This window comes from Paenalicyclobacillus ferrooxydans (assembly GCF_001399675.1).
GTDB classification, from domain to species: domain Bacteria; phylum Bacillota; class Bacilli; order Alicyclobacillales; family Alicyclobacillaceae; genus Alicyclobacillus_B; species Alicyclobacillus_B ferrooxydans.
This window is the reverse complement of sequence record NZ_LJCO01000030.1, coordinates 145379-168881: the sequence shown is the minus strand read 5'-3', so window position 1 is coordinate 168881 and position 23503 is coordinate 145379. Positions and strand designations below refer to the sequence as shown.

General features: G+C 51.9%; 21 protein-coding genes, 1 tRNA gene, 1 other RNA gene and 1 pseudogene. 4 read left to right on the top strand and 20 right to left on the bottom strand.

The window, feature by feature from the left end:
* Position 1 precedes the first annotated feature (1 nt).
* The gene (gene metG / locus AN477_RS06580) at positions 2-2041 is read right to left on the bottom strand and encodes a methionine--tRNA ligase (RefSeq protein WP_054968408.1); all 2040 of its coding nucleotides are present in this window, start codon (positions 2039-2041) and stop codon (positions 2-4) included.
* Positions 2042-2674: 633 nt separating this feature from the next.
* Here metG and AN477_RS06575 point away from each other — a divergent pair.
* Complete coding sequence (locus AN477_RS06575; protein ID WP_054968362.1) at positions 2675-2914, top strand: AbrB/MazE/SpoVT family DNA-binding domain-containing protein; 240 nt, start codon at positions 2675-2677, stop codon at positions 2912-2914.
* 67 nt (positions 2915-2981) lie between these two features.
* Here the strand turns inward: AN477_RS06575 and rsmI are convergent, their stop codons facing one another.
* The 7 genes and pseudogenes from rsmI to AN477_RS06540 form a co-directional block, all read right to left on the bottom strand.
* Positions 2982-3866 carry a 16S rRNA (cytidine(1402)-2'-O)-methyltransferase gene (rsmI, locus tag AN477_RS06570; RefSeq protein WP_245631744.1) on the bottom strand — a complete coding sequence of 295 codons (885 nt, stop codon included), beginning with the start codon at positions 3864-3866 and terminating at the stop codon, positions 2982-2984.
* Positions 3867-4021: 155 nt separating this feature from the next.
* Complete coding sequence (locus AN477_RS06565; RefSeq protein WP_054968361.1) at positions 4022-4324, bottom strand: initiation-control protein YabA; 303 nt, start codon at positions 4322-4324, stop codon at positions 4022-4024.
* Between the two features lie 48 nt (positions 4325-4372).
* Positions 4373-5011, bottom strand: a pseudogene (locus AN477_RS06560) (PSP1 domain-containing protein); the annotation flags it as partial.
* On the bottom strand, positions 5004-5951 hold the full coding sequence (locus AN477_RS06555; protein ID WP_054968359.1) for a DNA polymerase III subunit delta' C-terminal domain-containing protein: 948 nt from the start codon (positions 5949-5951) through the stop codon (positions 5004-5006). The pseudogene AN477_RS06560 and the gene AN477_RS06555, both read right to left, overlap by 8 nt.
* A 4-nt stretch (positions 5952-5955) precedes the next feature.
* Positions 5956-6285: a cyclic-di-AMP receptor gene (locus tag AN477_RS06550; protein WP_054968406.1), complete on the bottom strand. Its 330-nt coding sequence runs from the start codon at positions 6283-6285 to the stop codon at positions 5956-5958.
* Positions 6286-6317: 32 nt separating this feature from the next.
* Positions 6318-6959: a dTMP kinase gene (tmk, locus tag AN477_RS06545; RefSeq protein ID WP_054968358.1), complete on the bottom strand. Its 642-nt coding sequence runs from the start codon at positions 6957-6959 to the stop codon at positions 6318-6320.
* A gap of 41 nt (positions 6960-7000) precedes the next feature.
* Positions 7001-8470, bottom strand: a complete 1470-nt coding sequence (locus AN477_RS06540; RefSeq protein WP_054968357.1) for an aminotransferase class I/II-fold pyridoxal phosphate-dependent enzyme — start codon at positions 8468-8470, stop codon at positions 7001-7003.
* A 99-nt stretch (positions 8471-8569) separates the two neighbouring features.
* Here AN477_RS06540 and AN477_RS06535 point away from each other — a divergent pair, with 99 nt between their 5' ends.
* Positions 8570-10006, top strand: a complete 1437-nt coding sequence (locus tag AN477_RS06535) for an NAD-dependent malic enzyme (protein WP_054968356.1) — start codon at positions 8570-8572, stop codon at positions 10004-10006.
* A gap of 53 nt (positions 10007-10059) precedes the next feature.
* Here AN477_RS06535 and AN477_RS23685 read toward each other — a convergent pair whose 3' ends face one another.
* Entirely contained in the window at positions 10060-10215 is a 156-nt protein-coding gene (locus AN477_RS23685; protein WP_245631743.1) for a sigma factor G inhibitor Gin, read from the bottom strand.
* A gap of 143 nt (positions 10216-10358) precedes the next feature.
* On the bottom strand, positions 10359-10964 hold the full coding sequence (locus AN477_RS06530; protein WP_054968355.1) for a manganese efflux pump: 606 nt from the start codon (positions 10962-10964) through the stop codon (positions 10359-10361).
* A gap of 155 nt (positions 10965-11119) precedes the next feature.
* On the opposite strand from AN477_RS06530, the gene AN477_RS06525 reads away from it, so the two are divergent.
* Complete coding sequence (locus AN477_RS06525) at positions 11120-12748, top strand: putative polysaccharide biosynthesis protein (protein WP_054968354.1); 1629 nt, start codon at positions 11120-11122, stop codon at positions 12746-12748.
* 10 nt (positions 12749-12758) lie between these two features.
* Here AN477_RS06525 and AN477_RS06520 read toward each other — a convergent pair whose 3' ends face one another.
* The 9 genes from AN477_RS06520 to AN477_RS06485 all read right to left on the bottom strand — a co-directional run bounded on the left by AN477_RS06520 (position 12759) and on the right by AN477_RS06485 (position 18421).
* Positions 12759-13028, bottom strand: a complete 270-nt coding sequence (locus AN477_RS06520) for a pro-sigmaK processing inhibitor BofA family protein (protein WP_054968353.1) — start codon at positions 13026-13028, stop codon at positions 12759-12761.
* A gap of 122 nt (positions 13029-13150) precedes the next feature.
* Positions 13151-13519, bottom strand: coding sequence for a DUF2508 family protein (locus tag AN477_RS06515; protein WP_054968352.1), 369 nt, complete (start codon positions 13517-13519; stop codon positions 13151-13153).
* A gap of 82 nt (positions 13520-13601) precedes the next feature.
* Entirely contained in the window at positions 13602-14204 is a 603-nt protein-coding gene (recR, locus tag AN477_RS06510) for a recombination mediator RecR (protein WP_054968351.1), read from the bottom strand.
* 3 nt (positions 14205-14207) lie between these two features.
* Entirely contained in the window at positions 14208-14504 is a 297-nt protein-coding gene (locus tag AN477_RS06505; protein ID WP_054968405.1) for a YbaB/EbfC family nucleoid-associated protein, read from the bottom strand.
* A gap of 15 nt (positions 14505-14519) precedes the next feature.
* Positions 14520-16319 (bottom strand): DNA polymerase III subunit gamma/tau, encoded by a 1800-nt coding sequence (gene dnaX, locus AN477_RS06500; protein ID WP_054968350.1) that lies wholly within the window; start codon positions 16317-16319, stop codon positions 14520-14522.
* A gap of 66 nt (positions 16320-16385) precedes the next feature.
* Positions 16386-17486 carry a two-component system sensor histidine kinase NtrB gene (locus AN477_RS06495; protein ID WP_054968349.1) on the bottom strand — a complete coding sequence of 367 codons (1101 nt, stop codon included), beginning with the start codon at positions 17484-17486 and terminating at the stop codon, positions 16386-16388.
* Positions 17487-17759: 273 nt separating this feature from the next.
* Positions 17760-17859: signal recognition particle sRNA small type (gene ffs, locus AN477_RS23680), an RNA gene on the bottom strand.
* A gap of 27 nt (positions 17860-17886) precedes the next feature.
* Positions 17887-17976: transfer RNA gene (locus AN477_RS06490), tRNA-Ser, on the bottom strand.
* 4 nt (positions 17977-17980) lie between these two features.
* Positions 17981-18421 carry a nucleoside deaminase gene (locus AN477_RS06485; protein ID WP_054968348.1) on the bottom strand — a complete coding sequence of 147 codons (441 nt, stop codon included), beginning with the start codon at positions 18419-18421 and terminating at the stop codon, positions 17981-17983.
* Between the two features lie 251 nt (positions 18422-18672).
* Between AN477_RS06485 and asnB the strand changes: the two genes are divergently transcribed.
* On the top strand, positions 18673-20520 hold the full coding sequence (gene asnB, locus AN477_RS06480) for an asparagine synthase (glutamine-hydrolyzing) (RefSeq protein ID WP_054968347.1): 1848 nt from the start codon (positions 18673-18675) through the stop codon (positions 20518-20520).
* Positions 20521-20621: 101 nt separating this feature from the next.
* Here asnB and AN477_RS06475 read toward each other — a convergent pair whose 3' ends face one another.
* A complete protein-coding gene (locus AN477_RS06475) occupies positions 20622-23450 on the bottom strand; it encodes a UPF0182 family protein (RefSeq protein WP_169787854.1) in 2829 nt (942 codons plus the stop codon).
* Positions 23451-23503 lie beyond the last annotated feature (53 nt).

Below are 23503 nucleotides of genomic sequence, written 5' to 3'. Positions count from 1 at the left end.
CTTACTTAACAATCGATCCGTTCGGAATCTCCGCAGGTACTGTCGCCAACTTCAAAACATCACCCTCAGAGGCTGCCAGAATCATGCCGTTTGACTCGACGCCGCGAAGCTTTACGGGTTTCAGGTTTGTCACGACAATCACCTTTTGCCCCACCAGTTCTGCAGGTTGGAAATGCTTTGCGATACCGGACACAATCTGCCGGGTCTCACTGCCGAGGTTGACTTCCAGGCGGAGTAACTTGTCAGCCTTCGGAACTGGTTCTGCCACTTCAATCTGGCCGACGCGAAGTTCGACTTGGCCAAATACATCAATACCAATCTGGGGTTTGCCGGTTGCCTCATCATCAGCGCGTTCCTTCGTTTCTTGCGACGCGGTCGCGGCGGTCTGTTTCGCCGCTTGGTCACCTTCGGCCTTCAGCGAACTCTCCGCCTGTTTGGAAGCCGCACGTGCGAGTGCACCGGATGCGAGTTCATCGAGTTCTGCCAGTTCTGCCTCGACTTCCAGTCTTGGGAAGAGGGGTGTACCTGATTTTACAGTGTTGCCCGGCTTCAGAAAGCCAAAGTGTACAACGCTCTCCCAAGACGCGTCTGCATCTGTAAAGCCGTACTGGTCACGGATGATTACAGCTGCTCTGGGCAAGAACGGAGATATCAACACTGCAACACCGCGGATGGTCTCGGCAAGGTTGTACATGACTGTATTCAAGCGATCTGTGTCACCGTTTTTCGCCAAATTCCAAGGTGCCACTTCGTCAATGTACTTGTTCGCCCGGCGGACAACCTTCCACACCTCAGATAGCGCCAGAGAAAACTGCATGCTCTCCATATCATCAGCAACATTCTGCACGGTTTCCTCAAACAAGGCGGACAGTTCTTCGTCAATCGCTGTTTTTACACCCGGTGCCGGTATCGCCCCGTCGACAAATCGATTCATCATCGCGGCTGTCCTGTGGATGAGGTTACCGAGGTCATTGGCAAGGTCAAAGTTTAATCGTTGAACGAGCGATTCTGGCGTAAACACACCGTCTTGGCCAAATGGAATTTCACGCAGCAGAAAATACCGAATCGCATCGCTGCCATAGCGGTCAATCAACAATTTCGGGTCGATCACGTTGCCCTTTGACTTACTCATCTTTCCATCCTTCATCATCAAGAACCCGTGACCGTAAACCTTCTTCGGCAAGGGAAGGCCCAGAGCCATCAGGATAATCGGCCAGTAGATGACATGGAAACGAACAATCTCTTTACCGACAAAATGAACATCAGCCGGCCAGTACTTCTCAAACTTAGCCTTTAACGCAGGGTCATCGGATCCGTAACCAATCGCTGTGATGTAATTCGTCAAGGCATCGAGCCAAACGTAGACTACATGTTTGGGGTCGCGCTGGACGTGGATACCCCAGTCAAACGATGTTCGGGAAACACACAGGTCCTTCAGGCCGGGCTTGATGAAGTTGTTGATCATTTCATTTTTGCGCGACTCCGGTTGGATGAAGTCCGGGTGTTGTTCGTAGTACTCAAGCAGTCGGTCAACGTACTTGCTCATCCGGAAGAAGTAGCTTTCCTCGCGAACGAACTGCACTTCGCGTCCGCAGTCCGGACATTTCCCATCTTGCAGTTCACGCTCTGACCAGAACGATTCACAAGGAGTACAATACCACCCCTCGTAATCAGAGAGATAGATGTCCCCTTGGTCAATCAGACGCTCGAAAAGGGCCTCAACCACCTTGGTGTGACGTTCCTCTGTTGTACGAATGAAGTCGTCATAAGAGATGTCGAGGCGATTCCACAGATCGCGAATCCAGCTGATGATCTCGTCGAGAAAGTCATGCACGTCTTTCCCAGCCTGTTCAGCCCTTTGCTGAATCTTCAGCCCGTGCTCATCTGTGCCGGTCAGGTACATCACGTCATATCCGCGCAGGCGCTTGTATCTCGCCATGGCGTCAGCGGCGACAGTGGTGTACGAGTGCCCGATGTGCAGAAAGTCGTTCGGATAATAGATGGGTGTGGTGATGTAAAACGTTTGCTGACTCACAGCGATTCCCTCCTTCAATATGTGACCAAACAGAAAAGCTCACCCCGGTATTGGGGCGAGCTATGGTCGCGATACCACCCAATTTGACGCGCCAGCACAGCATACGGCCTGCTGAACACGCAACTTTGGCCCTGATATGATGGTGTAGGCACAAAAGCCTTCTCACATCAGGTGTCCAATAACGGGAACTCCCGCGCGTACCTAACCACGACTGCGGCTCAGAACGCGTGTCTCCGGAACCATACTCCCCGGTCACCCTTCATCGGCTTGCACCAATCCCGATTCGCTGGATAAGGAGTCTCCGAGTACCTTTCCTTCAAGGACATAATATGGATAGTTCTTCCGAACAATATAGCAATCCGGAATTGCGGTGTCAACATAAAGCCGGATTCACAGCGAATTTGGTTGATGTTATTTTGACGACGTCCGTGATCTAATCAAATTTTAACGTTTGTAAGATTTGTGAATTTAAGTCTGTTTCTATTTGCAATTGGTAAGCGATCGGTTATATTAAAAGAAATTCAAGTTTTTGCTTGCGTTGAAAGTCGCTCCCTGCACAACCAGCGCACGAATCAAAAATTCCGGATTTGCATTTCCGGAATTACAAAAAAAGGAAAATATTTTCAAGGGGTGTTTACAGTGAAGTCCACAGGTATTGTTCGCAAGGTTGATGAATTGGGTCGTGTTGTGATTCCGATTGAGCTGCGCCGTACCCTAGGCATTGGTGAGAAAGATGCTCTCGAGATCTATGTTGACGGAGATCGCATTATTCTCAAAAAGTATGAACCTGCTTGTATCTTCTGTGGCAATGCGGATGAAATCATCCACTTCAAAGGCAAGAACATCTGCCCGTCCTGCATCGCAGAAATGAGTTCCTGAGTCTAGCGCGTCAATTAAAACTGACGATTGAATGGGTAGACACCGTGAACCATCCACGGTGTCTTTTTCATAGCGTTGCATCGTAAAGGTCTTTGCGCCGAATACCTTGTTCCTCTGAAATCCGTTTGACGGCTTCCTTATGCGATATGCCCTCAGTCTTGAGTCTTTGAACTTCAAGAACAGCTTCCTCCAACGACATTACAGTACGTTCGTCGGGGAACAGGTCGAGACCATTCACAGTACCGTCAAAGGACTTGTCAGGTCCCACAACGACTACATACTCCCCACGCGGCGGGTCCTCCAACAGAAACGCAGCCAACTCTGCTGCGGTGCCAAACAGGAAGGTCTCGTGTCGTTTGGTCAGTTCCTTGGCAAGAACCATCTGTCTGTCGGGCCACATTGAAGCCACGAGGTCCATCGTCTTTCTTAAACGATGCGGTGCTTCGTAAAACACAAACGTCCAGGGCAGGCGCCCGAACTGGGCAAGCGCATGTCGTGCCTCCTTGGTATCGCGAGGCAGAAAACCAACAAATGTAAACGGCAAAACCGGGAGCCCACTGCCAACAAGTGCTGTCAGGACTGCACTCGGGCCAGGGATTGGGATCACTGGTACACCGTTCTCGACAGCGAGCTGCACGGCATCATCACCTGGATCTGACACAATTGGTGTGCCTGCATCGGAAACAAGCGCAACACGTTTTCCCTGTCTCCACAAGTCAAGTAACCAGTCCCGCCGCGAAACCGCGTTGTGTTCATGATAGCTTGCCAGTTCCCCGACGTGGATGTCATAGCGACTGAGCAACTTTCTGGTTTGCCTTGTATCTTCCGCAGCAACCACATCCACGGACTTGAGTGTATCCATCAGTCGCGGTGTCACGTCATTAAGGTTCCCAATCGGGGTACTGCAGATGTAAAGCTTTGGGCCTTCGTCGTCTTCAAAACTTCGCACCACACGCAACAGTGAAACCCCCCTACAAATCAAAGCTGCCCTTGACAAATCAAGGCTGTTCCTGACGCAACCTGTATCTGCATCAGGAACAGCCCACACTCAACCTGCTCAGTATAGCTTCACCTTAAATCATCGAATTCAAACTTTTAACGTCGAGGTCACTTGTGTAAGAAGGACAGGCAAAACAGGCATTCCCCTTCGGTTCGAAGGCTGCCGTATTTGACGTTGCAAATGTGGAAGCCCTCTTGGTAAATCCGATTCAGGTTATCAAGACCTTCGCTTCCTTGGGCAAGCGGCAGGTCTTTTGCGGCTGCCCGCAAGCGTTCAGTTTCCTGCTCAAGACGTTGATTTTCTTCGATGAGTTCCTGGATCTTCTGCTTGAGGGTGCCCAACTCCACATACAATTCGCCAATGCGCTCTTCCATATTCGCGACCTGTACGAATAACGACTGCTTGTCCATGCACTCACCCAATTCTGAAACAGGTTTTTACAACGATACACCCTCATCCTGATAAATGTCATTCTCAAACTTCAAGCAGCACATGAGGCGCCCACACAACCCCGAGATCTTTGTAGGGTTGAGAGACAGACTTTGATCCTTTGCCATGCGAATCGACACCGGATCAAACTCTCCCATCCAGGTACTGCAACAGAGCAACCTGCCGCAGGGTCCAATCCCTCCGAGCATCTTTGCTTCATCACGCACGCCAATCTGTCGCAGCTCAATTCGTACTCGGAACACAGATGCCAAGTCTTTTACAAGTTCTCGGAAATCGACCCGGCCATCTGCCGTAAAATAAAAGATGAGCTTGTTTCGATCAAAGGTGTACTCTGCGTCAACCAGTTTCATATCCAGATTGTGCACACGCACCTTTTCTTTGAACACAAGAGTGGCTTCTTTCGCTCGCTCCGCGTTGTCCTGAACGACTCTTGCATCGTCCTCGTCAGCGATTCGCATCACCTGTTTGAGTGGTAACACGACTTCTGCTTCCGTGACTTCGCGTCTGCCGAGTACCACTGTCCCGTACTCAATGCCTCGCGCAGTTTCCACGATTACATGGTCATTGCGTTCAATAGGCAGCTGTCCGGGATCGAAATAGTAAATCTTACCGGCCGGTTTAAACCGTACGCCTACGACGCTATACAATTCGAAAAACCTCCCGTATTCGAATGCACATCTGTTCGACATTCAGCCTGGCAGCAACATGTGAACCAACCCGTCGCTTTGTTTCCATGACAATCGAGATGACTTCAAGAAGCTGACCTTCACTGACTGACTCACTCTGTACACGCATATCCTGTATAAATTCCCGGCAAACCAAGGATTCATGTTCTTCCAATCGGTAATGCAACAGGTCTCGGAGCCAAACGATCAGTACGTGAAGAACGTCCTCTATGTTGTAAGACTCCGTTTGCTTCATGAGGTCTGCGGCGAATCGCAGTGTGAAATCACCATCACGAAACAAGTGTTGAGTCCATTGTATCACTGGCTTTAACACACCGGCAAACGACAGATTTTGTTCGCTGTCGGAATGCAGTAGTGAATCCGGCAACGGATCGTCCCACACACTGTCGCCGGAAGTCAACCGATATAAAAACGCTCGAGAAAGGATGGTTGGCAATACCCGTCCATCATTCTCGGCGGTAAGCAAAGCGATTGTGGAAGAAACGGGTTCTTCCAAGGTTTTTAAAAGGCGATTGGCTGCAACTGCAGTCAACTTATCCATACCCTCAATCAGATAAACAACAGGCCTTTGGCCGTGCCCACGCAACTTTAGCCGAGCTTGAACCTGCTCGATTTGTGCCGCTTTGACAGAAGCTCCGTCATCAGACAAGACCTGTAAAAAATCAGGATGGTTGTTTGCCTCCATCTGGTGACAGGACGGACATGTGCCGCAGGGTGCCTCCGTACCCGTGCAAAGCAGTGATTTAGCGAAAAATTCCGCAAATGCTCTGGTTACTGCCGCGGGCCCTACAAAGAGAATGGCATGCGGCGTACGCTCGTCACGGACTTCCTCATAGAGCGCTTGCAAAGCCGGATTCTGAATCGGCCAATCCGTAAAGGGCCTCAGTGTCGTAACGCCCATTGATTCAAAACTGCTCAAACTGCTCAACATCGAGCACGAATACAGTTGCCCCGCCGACCTGCACGCTCACTGGATAGGGCACATAAGACTCCACTTGACTGCCCATTGGTGACATCGGAGTCACAACTTGCTCCCTGGAGCGACAACTCGTACGAATCAACTCGAGGACTTCGTGCACCCTGTCAGAGTTTGTTCCGATCAAAAAGGTTGTATTGCCCGCATGCAGAAATCCACCGGTACTGGCCAATTTGGTTGCGCGCACACCTGCATTAACAAGGTTTTGCTGCAACTTGGGGCTGTCCTTATCCTGGACAATCGCAATGACCATCTTCATCGTGTTCATCACCTCTCCTAACCCCTTTGAATTTAACCCCTAATTCCTTTTATTATATTCAACCGATTCGAGACGAGGTACCAAATCTCCTGCTCGAGCTCTTCCGGCGTCTTCCTTGCATCGATCACGACAACCCGATGCGGCTCATACTGAGCGATCTCCCGAAACGCTTTGCGAACCCGTCCAAAGTACTCTGCGTCTCGTTGTTCAATCCGGTCTGGTCCTGTTGTACGCAGGCTCTCCGATACCCGGTGACGACTCTCGTCGACAGGCAAGTCCATGAGGATAGTCAGATCGGGCTGAAGCCCGCCGGTCGCAAATGCATTGACACTTTCGACAGCCTCCGTACCGAGTTGCAACCCAGCACCTTGATAGGCAATGCTGGCATCGACATATCGATCGCAAATGACAATGCCACCCTCGTTCAGAGCGGGGCGAATCACCTCAGCGAGGAGTTGTGCGCGAGACGCTGCATAAAGCAATGCCTCTGTGTGCGGAGACAGCGAAGTCTGACCGGGATCGAGCAACATAGCTCTCAGTGCATCCCCAATCGGAGTACCGCCGGGTTCCCGAGTCATGACAACGCGGGTTCCAAGATCTTCAAGGCGTCGTCTCAGCCTCGCTATCTGCGTAGTCTTTCCGGCCCCGTCGAGCCCTTCAAACGTGATAAACACGGCATTTCCTCCCTATCTCCTTGCATCCCTATCGATGCACATTAGAGGCGCAGAACATCAATTCCTCGCGTGCTGTCTATCCCGACCACTTGGCAGCCTGTTTCGGACAAGTGCATGAGGCCTGAAACCGTCTTTTCATCCATCATCTGCCCCGGATAGACAAGCGGTGTACCGGGGGGATAAGGAGAAATGGTTTGTCCTGCAATCCGACCCACGGATCGTGTGAGCGGGATCCGTTCATGGCTCGCAAACGCAGCCTGTCGCGGCGACACCAAAAGTTGTGGGGAGTTGGCATCATGCCAGATGGACAGCGTAGAGTCGACTGGCGGCAACGGCTGTGAACGGACGACCGACAGCCAGCGGTTTAAATCCCGCTCTTTGATATCGAGACTCAAGACCAACAATACACCAAGGGAATCAGCATACTCGAGCATCAAACCTTGCTGCTCGAGTGCGTCAGCAATCGCTCGACTCACCTTATAGGAACCCGTCGGGATCCAGATCCGAAACGGATCGCGAAAAAATTTCTCCGAACGGCCGACCTGTTGCGCCGCAACGTGGTTTAACCACGGCTCTGCTGCCACTTTAGCGTAAGCCATTAAAATTTGCAGGGATGACTCTACGGTTTGCCTACCCTGATGACGCAGCCATGCCTGTGCGGCATCCAAGGAAGCCAACAGTAAATAAGAAGGACTCGTCGTCTGGAGCATCAACAAACACTGGCGAACCAAAGCTCTGTCTATGTAAGGACCTTGCAGGTGCATCCATGCTGTCTGTGTCAGCGCAGGCAGGACCTTGTGCACACTCTGAATAACCACATCAGCACCCGAATGGACACTGTGCGGAGGGATGCCATCGGCCAGGCCCAAGTGGGCGCCATGCGCTTCGTCCACGATCAAGGGCACAGATGCCTGATGAACAACCTCTGCGATCGCGCGCATGTCTGCAATCCGCCCGTTGTACGTTGGCGAGGTAACAAACACGGCGGCAACGTCTGGGTGTTCCCGTAACGCTGATGCAATGGTCAGCGGCGAGGGCGGGACGACCTCCATCCACTCCCCGTCAAATTCGGGTCGAATCAACACCGGCTCTGCGTCAGCGAGGACCAACCCTTTCCACAAGCTTTGGTGAAAGCTGCCCGCAACCAGAATTCGCCGGTTGGCTGCCACACTCATGACGGCTGCCATGATGGCCGCAGACGATCCGTTGACACTGTACAGGGTTTCCGTTGCACCGTAATGCGAGGCTGCCAGCTGTTCAGACTGCTTGATACAGCCTTCTGGCTGATGCAAGTTGTCGAGACCAGGCAGTTCGGTCAAATCCAGTTGCAATGATCGACCCATCCACGCAGACAACGACGACGGGAACAGTCGACCTTGTTTATGACCCGGTACATGTAACGATACCTGATCTTTTGCAGCCATGTGAATCAGTCGACTGACAACGGGCGTCTCACCCTCGTTCCATTCGTCAGCCTGCAAAGATGATATATGAGCGTCCACAAGGTTCACCGTTTTCTTCCTCAAATTAGCTTGCTTTCAAAAACTGCCTGAAAACAACCTCTATGATACAATGAAGCCTGAACTAGCCGCTAGGAGGGGATTTTCAGCGTGGCGATCCAGACAAATGGTTTGAGCCTGATTGTACGCCTCAAAATCGGAAATAATGCAGGTTTCAGTGAAGTCACTCGAGCCATCGGCGAAGCCGGCGGCGACATCATTGCGGTTGACATTATCCACGTCGGAAAAGACGGCGTCATTCGCGATATCACCGTCAATGTGCATAACGAAGACCACCGGGAAGAAGTCGTCCGTTCGCTCGAAAAGCGACATGGGATTGAAGTCATCAACGTTTCAGACCGCACCTTCCTTGTTCATCTAGGTGGCAAAATTGAGGTTCATGGCAAAACACCTGTGAAGAACCGCGATGATCTGTCTCGTGTCTACACCCCAGGCGTTGCCCGAGTCTGTGAAGCGATTCACGAAGACCCGGCCAAAGCCTTCCAACTCACCATCAAACGCAACACAGTAGCTGTTGTCACCGATGGAACCGCCGTGCTTGGACTCGGCGATATTGGCCCAGCGGCAGCAATGCCCGTCATGGAAGGCAAGGCGATGTTGTTTAAACAATTTGGCGGCGTGGATGCATTCCCCATTTGTTTAGATACCAAGGACCCAGACGAAATTGTTCGGATTGTCAAAGCAATCGCACCCGGTTTTGGCGGGATCAACCTGGAAGACATCTCGTCACCGCGATGCTTTGAGATCGAGGAAAGGCTTCGTAAAGAACTCGATATTCCGGTCTTCCACGACGACCAGCATGGCACAGCGGTCGTACTTTTGGCAGGTATTCTGAACGCGATTGAAATCGTCGGCAAGAAAATGTCTGACCTCCACGTGGTGGTTACCGGCATTGGAGCTGCAGGCATTGCCAGCACGAAAATCCTTCAGGCTGCCGGCGTAACCAACATTGTGGGTGTAGACCGGCAAGGCATCATTGAGGCCGGCAAAACCTACGAGAACCCGATGTGGGACTGGTACGCAAAACACTCTAACCCTGAAGGGCGAACCGGCGGTTTAGCGCAAGCCATCCAGGGAGCCGACGTTTTCATCGGACTTTCCGGCCCTGGCGTCCTGAAGGTGGAACACCTGAAAACGATGAACCGCGATCCGATCGTCTTTGCGATGGCAAACCCGACACCAGAAATCGCACCGGAAGAAGCTGAGCCCTACGTGCGAATCTTGGCCACGGGCCGTTCGGATTACCCAAACCAAATCAACAACGTCCTCTGCTTCCCCGGCATCTTTGCCGGAGCCTTGCGAGCACGGGCACGCGATATTAACGAGGAAATGAAACTTGCAGCCGCAAAGGCCATTGCTCAGTGCATTCCTCGTGATCAACTGAATGAACAGTACGTTATCCCAAGTGTGTTTAACGCGGACGTGGTGAAAGCTGTGAGCAAGGCTGTTGCCGAGGCTGCTTACGCAACTGGCGTTGCTCGCCGCGAATCGCCGCATGCGTTCCCGGCACCATCAGCCTCACTGTAAAACGATCAGTGGTCCGGAGGTACACATCTCCGGACCACTGATCATGTACAGGCTTATGAAATTGCAGCTAACCAAATCTCTTTCATACACTCGATGTAGTGCCTGTAGAGCGGATCCGATACATCTGTTCGCACCATCTGGCGTTCGCACTCTTCACAGACAAACTTACCACAAATGTGCAGGCCGCGAGATTTTGTAACCCCACACACAATACAAATTTCCTGCCCTGCCACGTTTTATCACCAACCTATTAAACGGTGGGCCCCATCACCAAGGTGAAGATCTCTGTAACCTGCACCCGACTTAGGCCAGTTCTACTAAGAGTATGGGACGATTCAGTAGAAACTATACCTCACATAACCTGATGAATCCCAATCAAAAGCAGCAAGATTCCCGCGATGACTGTCGCCTTGTTACCTAGTTTCTCCGCGGCATAACGTCTGCCTACATAAGCACTGAAACCGAGTAGTAGGTAACTGAAAATCGCAACACCGAAACTTGTCAGCCATACCGGAATGTGTACCACACCTGCATCAAAGCCGCCTGCGAGGGCGTTGAGTGCGAGTGCGACACCGAGGATCGCAGCCTCACCCATACTAATGTGCTTCGAACGGTCAAAGTCAGCAACCATCGGATCGCGCAAGATACGGGTGAAAACGATGTCGTCACCGAGCCTGCGCTTGGACCGGCTGCGCAGTGGTTCTGTCAGGACCCACAATCCGACCAGCATCATCACCCCTCCTCCGATGTAGGTGGCAACATTCGAAGGAACGTAATGGATGATGAGGTTTCCTGCGACTCCCGCAAGGAGCGTTGCGACACCCGAGATGAGTGCAATGAGCCCATTGGCTGTAACAGAAATCTTTACACCGCGTACTCCGTAAGCAATTCCTACTCCCGCATTATCGAGATTGGATGCAACGGAAATTGCGCACACGATGGCTATGCTCGACCACATGAGCACCCACCTCCGTAAGTTCCATACAACTTATGAAGGTAGTGCTGTCCCTGTTTCTTCATCGGAGTGTTTGCTCACCGTGAATCGACCAGTGTCCCCGGAACACCACTCCCTGTGCTATAATTCAGTTGCTTTTATATAGGGGTGAACTCACTTTGGGCAAGCGTAATCTGACCCGTGGAGCATCCGTGATGGTGGCAAGTGTCACACTCGCGAAAGTGCTCGGGTTGATTTACATTATTCCTCTGACGCGCATCATTCACGAAGAAGGGCTTGGCATTTACGGGCAGGCCTACAACTTTTACATCATCCTCAACACACTCTCCACCTCAGGCTTTCCAACAGCGATGGCGAAGCTGATATCTGAGCGGTTGGCTCTCAAACGCTTTGGTGACGTGGAGCAGATGTACCGTTTGACAGTTCGCATCGTGTTCATACTCGGTGTCATTCTGTTTGTGGTCATGTGGGTTGGTGCACCGTTTTATAGTCATCTCGTGGCCATCAAAGAACCTGCGAAAGGTGCAGCTGCCATGACGATGTCGATTCGGGCGCTGTCGTTCGCCCTGCTCGTCGTTCCGGTCATGAGCGCCTTGCGCGGTTATTTGCAAGGGTTTCAGGAAATGGAGCCCTCTGCATATTCTCAGGCACTCGAGCAGTTGGTCAGAGTCATTGCGATTGTCGTTGGAGCATACATCGTCGTTCATCGAGGAGGCAGCATCGCTGCTGGTGCAGCCGCTGCCACATTCGGGGCATTCGTTGGAGCACTTGCCGGTCTCTTATTGCTTGTGTTTGCGGTGGTTCCGTTACGGCGGAACTTTCTTCGACAAACACGCGGTACGAAACCTTCCGAGTCGTCCAAAAAGACCATTCAGCTAATGTATCAGATTGGGATGCCAGTCAGTCTTGGCAACCTGGTGATTCCGCTTTCCGGACTCGTCGATTCCATGACCGTTCTGAACCTGTTGATGTATGCAGGCACCTCCTTTACTGCAGCTACGGAAGCATACGGGATTCTTTCCCGGCAAGCGATGCAACTTATCCAATTGCCGCTGGCTTTTGCAGGCGCGATTGGGGTCACCATCCTGCCCGCACTCGCAGAGTCTCAGGCGCTCCGTGACCGAGCTGCAATCTATACGAGGATTACCGGAACCTTCCGCTCAATGATGTTCATGACGCTGCCCGTTGCGGCATCTTTGCTGGTCCTCGCCACACCAATTGACGAAATCTGGGCGGGCAATCACGAAGGGGCCGTCATTATTTCGAGTGTCTGCTTCATGAGTGTCTTCAGCAGTCTCGAACTCATCTCCACTTTCATGTTGCAAGGGCTTGGAAAGATGTATCGTCCGGTCCGTAATATGATGATTGGCGTTGGGGTAAAGCTCGTGTTCAATCTGCTTTTGATTCCGCCGCTCCACATCCTCGGTGCTGCCATTGCGACCACCATTGGATACATGGTTTCTTCGACCTTGAATGTTCTCGCGGTCAAGAAATATGGACGGGTACAGTTCTCCGTTTGGAAGCTTTCTGGTCCGTCCATTTTCGCTACCGTATTCTTGTGCATCGCATTGGCACTCGGCAGTTGGTTGGGCTATCATCTTGCAACGGTCATGACACACTCTGCCTTCGCTGTGGCCAGTATTCAGATTATCATCGCCATTGGACTCGGGGGCATTGTGTACGTCGGCTTGTCTATCCTGTTTGGTGCCGTCAGCGGGGCTGAGCTCGAACGCGTCCCGCTCGTTGGTCGTCCGCTCGCTCGGTTCGCCCCAGCCCGGGCTCGGTGATACGACGGATTTACTGGAAAAGCCATAGGTGCAGCGCTATCAGCATGCCTACTCCAGGAATGCCGAGAAAGCCCGCCGTAAGCGCGGTAAATGCGTTGAATGGCAAATGGTAATGGAAATATTGTCCAACCCAATTCACAGCGAACACAAAGAGGCAACCAATCGCCGCACTCTTCGCGAGTTTCCAAAAGACGAGCCCTGGATGCCGAAAAACCCGTATCAGTGCAATCCCTGCTACGACAGCAAGCAGGGCATAGAGCAAGATGTGACCCTGTGTCACGTTATCATCTCCTTAAAGATCACTCAGGCAGCTGCACCCAAGCGCCCGGTCCATCCATCACTTCGGTAGGCCGGGCTCCAGGGCCATGGTTTCATCTCAAGTTCACCCATACCTCGAGCCCCCTACGCTTCGTCAGACCTATCCCACCGGATGGTGTTGGCTGAAATGCCCCATTGCCTCGCTAACTGCAGCATATAGCTGAAATGCCGCTCAGCTGCTCCAAGACGAAATACAACGTGATCAATGAGGCGCTGATCGGTGGCATTCTCAAACTGTTGTCTGGCAATGTCGAGCTCCTGTTTGGAGCGTTTCAGTGCATAAAGAAACTGTTCCAATGCATCCTCTGAAAACTCCATACGCGGAGCATCAAACTCCTCAGGCACGGGCGTGAATGGAGCGATGGACATGATATCTTTCGCCGTCTGCTCGGTTGTGACGCCAACCTCCGGCAGACTGTGTCGACTCGCCTGTTTCGCGTCTGAATCTGTCACTAAAAATCGCCTCTCCCCTGTCCAAGTTAATAGATCATAGACAGGAAGAGAGGCGATTATGACAGTTGATATGATGATTAAGTCAGATTTGTCTGCGGCCTTCGAGTGCCTTGGCAAGGGTCACTTCATCTGCATACTCCAAGTCTCCGCCGACAGGCAGGCCATGGGCAATCCTTGTCACGCGGACAGGAAAGGGCTTCAGCAGCCGGGAGATATACATCGCTGTCGCTTCACCCTCGACATTCGGATTCGTAGCAATGATAATTTCGGAGATTTCTTCGTTTGTGCCAATCCTCTGCACGAGTTCCCGAATCCGCACATCGTTCGGCCCCACTCCCTCCATGGGTGAGATGGCCCCGTGCAATACGTGGTACTTTCCGTTAAACTCATGGGTGCGTTCCATGGCCATGACATCTTTCGGATCTTGGACAACACACAACACCTTATCGTCGCGCGATGCATCTGCGCAGATGGAACACGGCGTTTTCTCCGTAATATTGCAGCAAATCGCGCACTCCGTCAGATTGTGTTTCACGTCATGCAGGGCCTTGGCAAATCCCTCCACATCTTCCGACGACATGGACAGCACGTGAAACGCCAACCGGGTCGCGGTCTTCGGGCCGATACTCGGCAGTTTCATAAACTGTTCGACCAGCCGGCCGATTGGCTCAGGATATCCCCACATAGATTAGAACAAACCAGGCAGACCGCGGGTGTACTTGCCAAGTTCACTTTCTGTCAGTTCGTCAACCTTCTGCATCGCGTCCTGGAAAGCAGCCAGAATGAGGTCCTGGAGCATTTCTACGTCTTCCGGATTGACGACCTCTTTGTCCAGTTGAATTTCCTTCAGAGCTTTATGTCCATCTAGGACAATCTTGACTGCACCCCCGCCGGCAGTCCCTTCCACCGTACGTTGACCAAGTTGTTCCTGCGCCTTCATGATGTCGTCCTGCATTTTTTTCGCTTGTTTCATCAACTGATTCATGTTTTTCACAAAAGCTCACTCCTTGTCTTCCACCTCGACGAGAGCACGTCCAAACAGGCCGACTGCCCGATGAACCAAATCATCCCCGTCATTCGTGGGATTTGAATTATCATCATGGGATTCACTTTGTTCTGTAAGTGTATCCACAAACGCCTGCCAATCCGCTTTCAGCAAGGCCAGCACCTGTACATCACGTCCGAAGACGCGGCTTTGTACCTGTTGAATCAGGTTTCGTTCATCCTGCTTCATCACGGCGTCACGGTGAATCCGGCTCGAAAACGCCAGCACGATGGTATCCCCAGTGGCAAGAACAGGGTCTCCGTTAATGAGCCAAGCATGTGTCGTGATACGTTCAGCCTTCACCAGTGTCAATATCTCTTCCCAGGAGTTTGTTACCTGCTCAAGAAATGTCGCATCACTTGCTGCATAAAGCTGGCGCAGGACCTCAGTCTTTCGAGCTGCAGTCGTACGTGCAGACGGTTGTCGGGGCTTCGCCCGCTGTCCAGAAGCATCCTTGGGGTCTGTCGCAGGGCTGCTGATCTGTGTTGCAGGCTGACTGGTCGGCTGCGGCTGAACTGCCTTCTGTGGAACCGCCTCCAGCGTTGGAACAGGCTGCGAAACGGTCGCGACAGGTTGCATCCCAGTGGAGGGATGAGTTCCAGCCGAGTGAGACGGCACACTGCCCGCTGCTTGCGGCTGATGGCTGACTTCCGGTTGATAGTTGACTTCCGGTTGATGACTTTTGCGAGTTCTCGGCACAAGCCCAAGCAGGGCTGTCTCTAGTGCAATGCGTGGTTGATCCACGTAGCGCAGTTGGACGTAGACCTCACCGAGCCGCTGCATTGCATCAAGAAGCCAGTCGTCGCTGCACAACTCAGCTACCTGCGGGTAGTTCTTCGAGAACCGGGGCGGCACCTCGCCAGACAGCTTGACAATAAACAAATCCCGAAGCAGTTGCAAGACCTCATACAGGATTCGCGTGGCATCCTTGCCCGAACTGTACCAGCGAATCAACCGGTCGATGACCGGTTTCAACCGCGACTCTACAATGTCTCGAACCAGAGCCAACAGTTCCTCCGTTTGAACTCCACCCATGACATGAGCAGCCGCTTCAGCAGTGATTTCACCACGCGCGTAAGCTGCGGTTTGCTCGAGGAGTCCGAGTGCATCTCGCAGTCCCCCGTCGGCTGCCTCCGCAATTCGCCACAGTGATTCTTCGTCCGCCGTCCAATCCTTGGTCTCACAGATCTCTCGAAGGCGTTCGATAATCAGCTCGGGCTCAATCCGCCGAAAATCAAATCGTTGACAGCGAGAGATAATAGTGGCTGGGATTTTATGCGGCTCAGTCGTTGCTAATACAAAAAGAGTATGCGAAGGAGGTTCTTCGAGCGTCTTTAAGAGCGCATTAAAAGCCTCCGTCGTGAGCATGTGGACCTCGTCTACGATATACACTTTCTTCATAACACTCGCCGGTGCATACTGTACCTTGTCACGAAGCTGACGGATCTCGTCCACGCCGCGGTTCGAGGCAGCATCAATTTCTTCGACGTCGACGTTCGATCCGGTGGTGATACTCACACACGCTTCACACTGATTACACGGCTCTACTCCCTGCGGATTCTGACAATTCACTGCCTTGGCGAGCACCTTTGCGGCACTCGTCTTGCCAGTCCCGCGCGGGCCGCAGAACAAATAAGCGTGGGCTACCCGCCCATCAAGAATGGCGTTCATGAGGGTCTGTCGTACATGGGGTTGTCCAATGAGGTCTGAAAAAGTTTGCGGGCGCCAAGCCCGGTACAGCGCTTGATAAGACACCGATGGAGTCTCCTCCCTGCCGCGATACAACACGTACTCTTAAAGTATCACAGGCAGGGGCTTCCCTCAAACGGATTGTTCTGGCCGTTTGGCTTCTAGCGCAGGAAGCAACACAGAAAACGTAGTCCCGAAGCCCTTCGAGGACACGTGGATGTCTCCACCGTGATCGGCCACAATTTTTTGGCAGATCGGCAAGCCGAGTCCTGTACCTTTCTCTTTGGTGGTAAAAAACGCGTCAAAGACTTGATCCATCTGATAGTAGGGGATCCCGGGCCCTGTGTCTCGCACATCCAGGCGGACAACCTTATCCTCGCTGTACACACGTACAGTCAGATGGCCTTTCGGTTCCATCGCGTCTATCGCATTTTCCACGAGTTGATTTACGACATGTGTCAGCAATCCTTCGTCACCAGCCACACTCGGTATCGTCTCGTCAATGACAAATTCTGTACTGATCTGCTTCGTATCCGCCATGACTTCAATTGACGGGCGCAGGGCAGTCACAAGTTTTCCTAACTTACAGTTTCGTTTGGCTGTGTGATGAGGCTTAGACAGAAGCAAGAGTTCCTTGACCAAACTCTCGACCTTGTCTACTTCGGCAACCATCATTTGCAGGTATTCCTGCTCCTCCAACATCTGGCGCTCCTCAAAACGATTCATCATCACCTGCAGGAAACCCCGAACCGTTGTCAAGGGATTTCGAATCTCATGTGCCACACCCGCAGCGACCTTACCTATCACCGCAAGCTTCTCCGTCCGTTGAAGGTGCTGGTCGAGCAACGCAAAATCACCAAGGTCTTTCATCATTACGTACATTCCATGACCTCGCCGACAACCATGTCCAAGGTCAACGGAGTCATCCGAATACGAGTCAATTAAAACGTGTCGAATCCGCTTGTTCTCTGCCCAGGTCGTGATTTCATTTCTGATTTCAGCACGAGATGTGACAATATGGTGCAGAAGTTTATACTCTTCTCGATCTACAGAAAGATGGTCGTCCAGTCGTACAGGTACACCGAGTTCGACATCGATATCTAAAAGCTGTAAAGCAAGCTCATTGCAAACGGTTAACCACCCGTCTTGGTTCAGATGGAGAATTCCTGAATTTAACCAGATTGGGGATGCAAACCAACCTGTTCGCTCACCCTGGATTATATTTGCTGCCATGGTCATGACCCCCCGTCGTCCCTCATTTCGTTCTGCTTCTCTTGGCGGTTGATGGTGGGGAACGTTCTCAGGTATGTTCTGACCGAAAAGCGGGAAATCCTGCACCTCGACAAAAGCTCTGCTGTTTTGACAAACGTTTCGCTTTTAAAATAAAGTCTGAATTAACAGTGATTTTTGCGTAAAATATATTACCTATGAAGATGTTTCCTTAGACGCTGCATCTAAGAACGTAAGCCAACCCAGGATAAAACAAACGCGTACTGTGACCAAGAACCAAGCAAGGCTTGCCCACGTCGCCCGAAAGGTCTCCCTTAGTGCTGCTTCCGTCAGGACCTGACACGGTTCGGAAGTTTTCGCCGCATGGGACCCCACTTGGTTCCTGGTCACAGTACGCGTATCATGGCGGAGAGAGTGGGATTCGAACCCACGAGCCCCTTGCAGGGCTACTCGCTTTCGAGGCGAGCTCCTTCGGCCACTCGGACATCTCTCCAGGTTCACGAACGACGCTCTCGCAGCGTTCGGAAGAATTCCTTGAGTATCATACCACACTCGTCCGCCAAAATGCCACCGTGAAACTTTGGATCATGATTCCACAATCCGGATTGAAAGGTATGAAGCTTTGATTCCACAGCTCCGCCTTTCGGATCTGCCGCACCGTAGTACACGGCATCGAGACGTGACAACATGATTGCACCAGCGCACATTGGGCAAGGTTCGAGCGTGACGTACAGCTGACACCCTTCCAGTCGCCAACCACCGAGCACTCTGCTGGCTTCGCGGATCGCAACAAGTTCTGCGTGTGCTGTCGGATCGCGCCAGGTTTCACGCCAGTTATGCGCTTGACTGACAATGTGGTTATCCTTCACGATCACAGCCCCAATCGGAACCTCGCCAAGATCAGCACCGCGTTGGGCTAATTTCAGTGCTTCGCGCATGAAGTCTTCTGGATGGATTGTACTCGCCCCCTCACAAGGCGTTCGTCGCGTGGTCTATTTTTGGAGACCAACGTTCGCTGCGTTTTTTCATCTACCGGAGTACCTTGTACCAGTTGCCAGCATACCAGTTGCCAGCCATCCTCACAAACCAGACTCGGTGCAATCTGCACCTCATACTGTCTTGCAACATAGATTGAACAGAGTGTCTGGGCATAGGCCCACAATCATCGATTTTGTCAGGGGGCCAGATTATGTGCGGAATCGCAGGGTGGATTGACTGGGAACGCGACTTGAGTCACGAACAGAGAACGGTGCAGTTGATGGGCAAGGCGCTGGAGTGCCGCGGCCCGGATGACCACGGGGCTTTTCTGTCTCGCAATGCCGCGTTCGCACACCGCCGTCTTGTCGTCGTCGATCCCGCTGGCGGCGCACAACCAATGACGCGGCGCCTCGGGGAAAACGCCTATACCCTCGTCTATAATGGCGAGCTGTACAACACTGACGATGTACGCAAAGAATTGCTCGAAGAAGGCTACACCTTTCAGTCTTACAGCGACACTGAGGTGGTGCTTATCTCCTATATGGCTTGGGGATCCCGGTGTTTGGAGAAATTCAACGGGATTTTCGCCTTTGCAGTTTGGGATGAGGCGAATCAGCGTCTCTTTATGGCTCGAGATCGACTCGGCGTGAAGCCGCTCTTTTACGCCCGCCAAGGGTCTCGTATTCTTTTTTCATCCGAGCTAAAGGGTATCCTCGCACATCCCGACTTCGTGCCGGAAGTAGATGCTGAAGGGTTAGCGGAGGTCTTTGCTATCGGTCCGGCCAAAACACCTGGGCATGGCATCTTTAAGGGTGTCAACGAGGTGCGAGCCGGGCACTGGATTCTGGCCAGCAAAGAAGGTATGCGTGACGAAGTGTACTGGACACTGCGCTCCATACCCCACGAGCATACACTCGAGGAAACGGTCGAACACACGCGCGTGCTTTTTGAAGACGCGGTTCGTCGTCAGTTAGTATCTGACGTTCCAGTGTGCACCTTCCTGTCCGGAGGCTTGGATTCAAGCGGTGTCTCGGCGATTGCAGCAGAATACTACGCACAAACAGGAAGAGAGCCGCTCCATACCTACTCCGTAGAAATCGAAGACATGGAGAAACACTTTACGGCCAACAGCTTCCAAAAGAGTCTTGATGCTCCTTGGGCGATGAAGATATCGGAACACCTTGGTACCGTTCACCACCGAGTTGTCGTACCGATGCAGCAAATGATCGATGATTTGTTGACCCCCCTTGAGGTCCGGGATGTACCTGGGATGGCCGATATTGATGTTTCAATGTATTTGTTTTGCAAAGCGGTTAAAGAGAACCATACAGTAGCTCTGACTGGAGAAGCGGCCGATGAAGTGTTCGGCGGGTATCCTTGGTTTCACCGTCAGGAGTCTCTCGATGCTGATACATTCCCTTGGTCACTGCGCCTCGGGGAGCGTATGCGTATCATGTCATCCGACTTAAAAGAGACAATTCGACCGGAAGAATACGTCTCAAGGCGCTATCAAGAGGCATTGGCAGAAGTGGAGCGGTTACCCGGAGAAGATGCCGCGGAAGCTCGGGTCCGGGAAATTGGATATCTGAGTATTACGCGCTTCCTCCCGACGTTACTGGACCGGAAAGACCGAATGAGCATGGGTGCTTCCCTGGAGGCACGCGTACCGTTCACTGACCATCGCCTCGTTGAGTATGTCTATAACGTACCCTGGGCGATGAAAGCTTGCGACGGAGAGATCAAAGGTCTGCTTCGCCGGGTTCTGCGCGATAAACTCCCGCATGATGCACTCTACCGCAAAAAGAGTCCATACCCCGGTACGCCAAATGCAGAGTACTTGGAGGCCACTCGCAGACTTGCCTTGGACATGATAGCTGACAGCAATTCGCCGATTCTGCCTCTCATTGACGTGGGTGCGGTCAAGCAACTCGCTCAGGAGAGTTATCAACCGATGGAACATCGACCGTGGTTTGGCCAAATTCTTGGCACTGCACAGCTGTTCCATTACCTGGTTGAAGTCAACGAATGGCTGAAAACTTGGAAAATCCGTCTCGTTTGACACAGCAGAATACCCAAACATGAACAGGCCTGCGGTCTGGCAATCGTTGATGCCGGACAGCAGGCCTTTTTACGTTGGAAAATCAGAACTTCCTTCCAGATTCAGCCCTTCGGTTGATTTGTTGCAGTACGTGCCTTTAGTTTTGCCAACACAGCTTGCAGGTTGTTTAAATCCTGACCCGCCTGATCGAGTTTTCCAGCTGCCGTATCCTTTTCGTACTGTTGAAACAGGCTGTTCGCCTCGATAATCAACTGATTCATACTTTGCGATCCATTTGTTCCAGGGCTTGTAGGCGCTTGCCCGCCTTGACTGGCCTGTCCCGTCTGCGTGCCCTGTCCAGCACCGCTGGCGCCTGCCCCTGCCTGTCCCTGGTTGGGACTCGTTCCGCTCCCGGTTGTACCTGGCTGAGGACTCACTGGACTGTTCCCCATCACAGCATCGCGCACGGCCGAGCCGAGTGAATCGTTAATATACACCTGATCATTGTAGACCACGATAACTCGCTCAAGCTGGGGCAACGAATTCGTTCGACTTGCAACCAAATACACCGGTTCTACGTAGAGAATGGAGTTGCCGACCGGAATCAGGAGTAAATCCCCGCGGACCACATGAGAACCCTGCTGGTTCCACAAAGAGAGCTGCGCTGAGATGGCCGGATTCGCGTCAATCTGATTTTCTGCCTGCATCGGTCCAAACACCAGTGATGACTGTGGGAACTGATACAATGTGAGCTTGCCGTAGTTACCTGGACTGTTGTCTGCAATGAACCAGCCATTGAGATTGTCCTTTGTCTGTGGTGTAAACAGTTCAGTAATGACAAATTGCGGGTGCTGTTGCCCAGGCAATTGAATCATTTGATACACGGGCGGGCGTTCTTGCGTCTGGTTCTGATTGTATATCTGCTGTGCCACTTGCCAGAGGTCATCCTGGTTGTAAAACGACGATGGATTTGTCATATGGTAGCGTGTAAGGGCATCCGACTGAGCCTGAAACAGGTCCGTCGGATAACGGAAATGTGCTGCCACGTCGGTCGGAATCTTGTATGTGAACAACCCTGGATAGGCTTGTGCCAGGCTCTGAATCATCGGATCGTGCGGATCAACAACGTAAAAGGTCGTTTGCCCCGTGTAGGCGTCCATTACCACCTTCACCGAATTGCGGATATAGGCGGTATTCATGAACTGCTGCGCGTATGGAATGTTTGAAGTCTCTGTGTAGGCATCCAAGATCCACTTGATATGACCCTTGCTGTCAACAAAGGGATAAGCATCCTGGTCATATTGCAAAAACGGCGCAATGTCTTCGACGCGCTGATAAATGTTGCGGTCAAACAACCACTCGGAATGCTTTGTAAGCTGATCGCTCGTGTAGTACTTCAGATTCCCTTGCTCAATCGCTAAGAGAAGACGGTTCCCTTGAATGGGCAACGCGTACCCGCCTTGATAATGGGATTCATGCTCAGAGTTCCCGACAGGATAGTCAAACTCTGGTTGTTTGGACGGCGCGATAACGTCGTTATCCATTAAACCGAAGTAGATCTCGGGACGTGTGACAGCGGGGATGGGAGGTGTCACTTGTTGCGGTGTATTTTCCGCCCACAGGACGGGTAAACCGTTGTTGTCAAACTGATTGACAGGACTTGCAGCAATGCCGTATCCGTGTGTATAGACCAGTGTCTGGTTCACCCATGTCTGTACAGGCAGCTTGGTCACATCCATCTGTCTTGCGGAAATGTAGACCTCTTTGTTTTGATACCGATCGACGGCCGCGTCTGTAAATGTAAAGTAGTTCTTAAAGCTTTGCAGTTGATTATAGATTGTCGTTGTCTGCCCTTGATCATTGACCCGAACATCGTCTAAAGAATCTTGATACCGAGACAAATCAGCTGCGTTTAAATCGTCCTTTGGCGCAATGGGAACGGTCTGTACGTTTTCAATTCCAAGCGCGTACCTTGTTGCTTGAATTGTATCTTCAATGTACGGCAACTCCACCGTATTTTGATTCGGATGGACGTACAGTCCGTTGACCAGCCCCCCGACAATGCCAGTCAAGATGAGCGACCCGATATAAAGCCCGAATGCCAAAACAGGACGGCGGACACTCCGCCAAGACGGAAGAGCAAAACCGTCCCGTTCAGGAAGTACTGCATCCATATGTGCAGCCTGCCAGAACACCGCGAGGGCTGTAAGCAGCAAGGCACCCATATGTAACCAAGAGAAAATAGGCAGCGTAAGCCGCGCTGTTACAAAGTCAGGCCCGTATACAAATGAACCGTTTCCGCTCGTTAACACGGTTTCATATCGGTTCAGAAACGTGAGTACGGTAAACAAAACCAGAATCACACCGAGAAGTACTAACAATCCCTGCACTTGACGTCGGACAAGCCGTGAGAGACCAGGCTTTGTGATGTGCAGCTGTTGCTGTACGAAAACGCCAAGCAGAACAGCCAACCGGATAACCAGCAACAAAATCAGCGTGCCTACAATCCGGCCCACAATGCCAATCAGAAGCGGCAAATCATAAACGTAAAAGGCAGCATTCAAGTGAAACAGGGGGTCTGTGTATGTGAATGCATGATGGTGGAAAAGCAGAAACCATTGTGTCGGCTGTAGACTCCACATGACAAAACCGATGATCCAACCGAGCACTCCTGCTAACACTCGAACGCCTCGGTAAGCTGGACGCGGCAAAATGTCCTGCAGTCGTCGCACGGAAAACAACGCGATACAAAGGTATACAAGTGCACCAAGATATCGCGTTAGGAGTTCAAACCACATGTTTTTTTCGTAGACATTCTGATAACCAAGTGCCGTGTGGAACCTCAAGGCGTACAGCCTGTCCAGCCAAACATGCCCAATCATTACCACGCATATGAGGAGAAACAGCACCACGAGCGGTGTAGAGAAGACCCTTCTCCTTATCCGCGTCACCATCTCATCACCATCATTCCTGCAGTTTTTGGATCGCTGTCTACATTTTGATG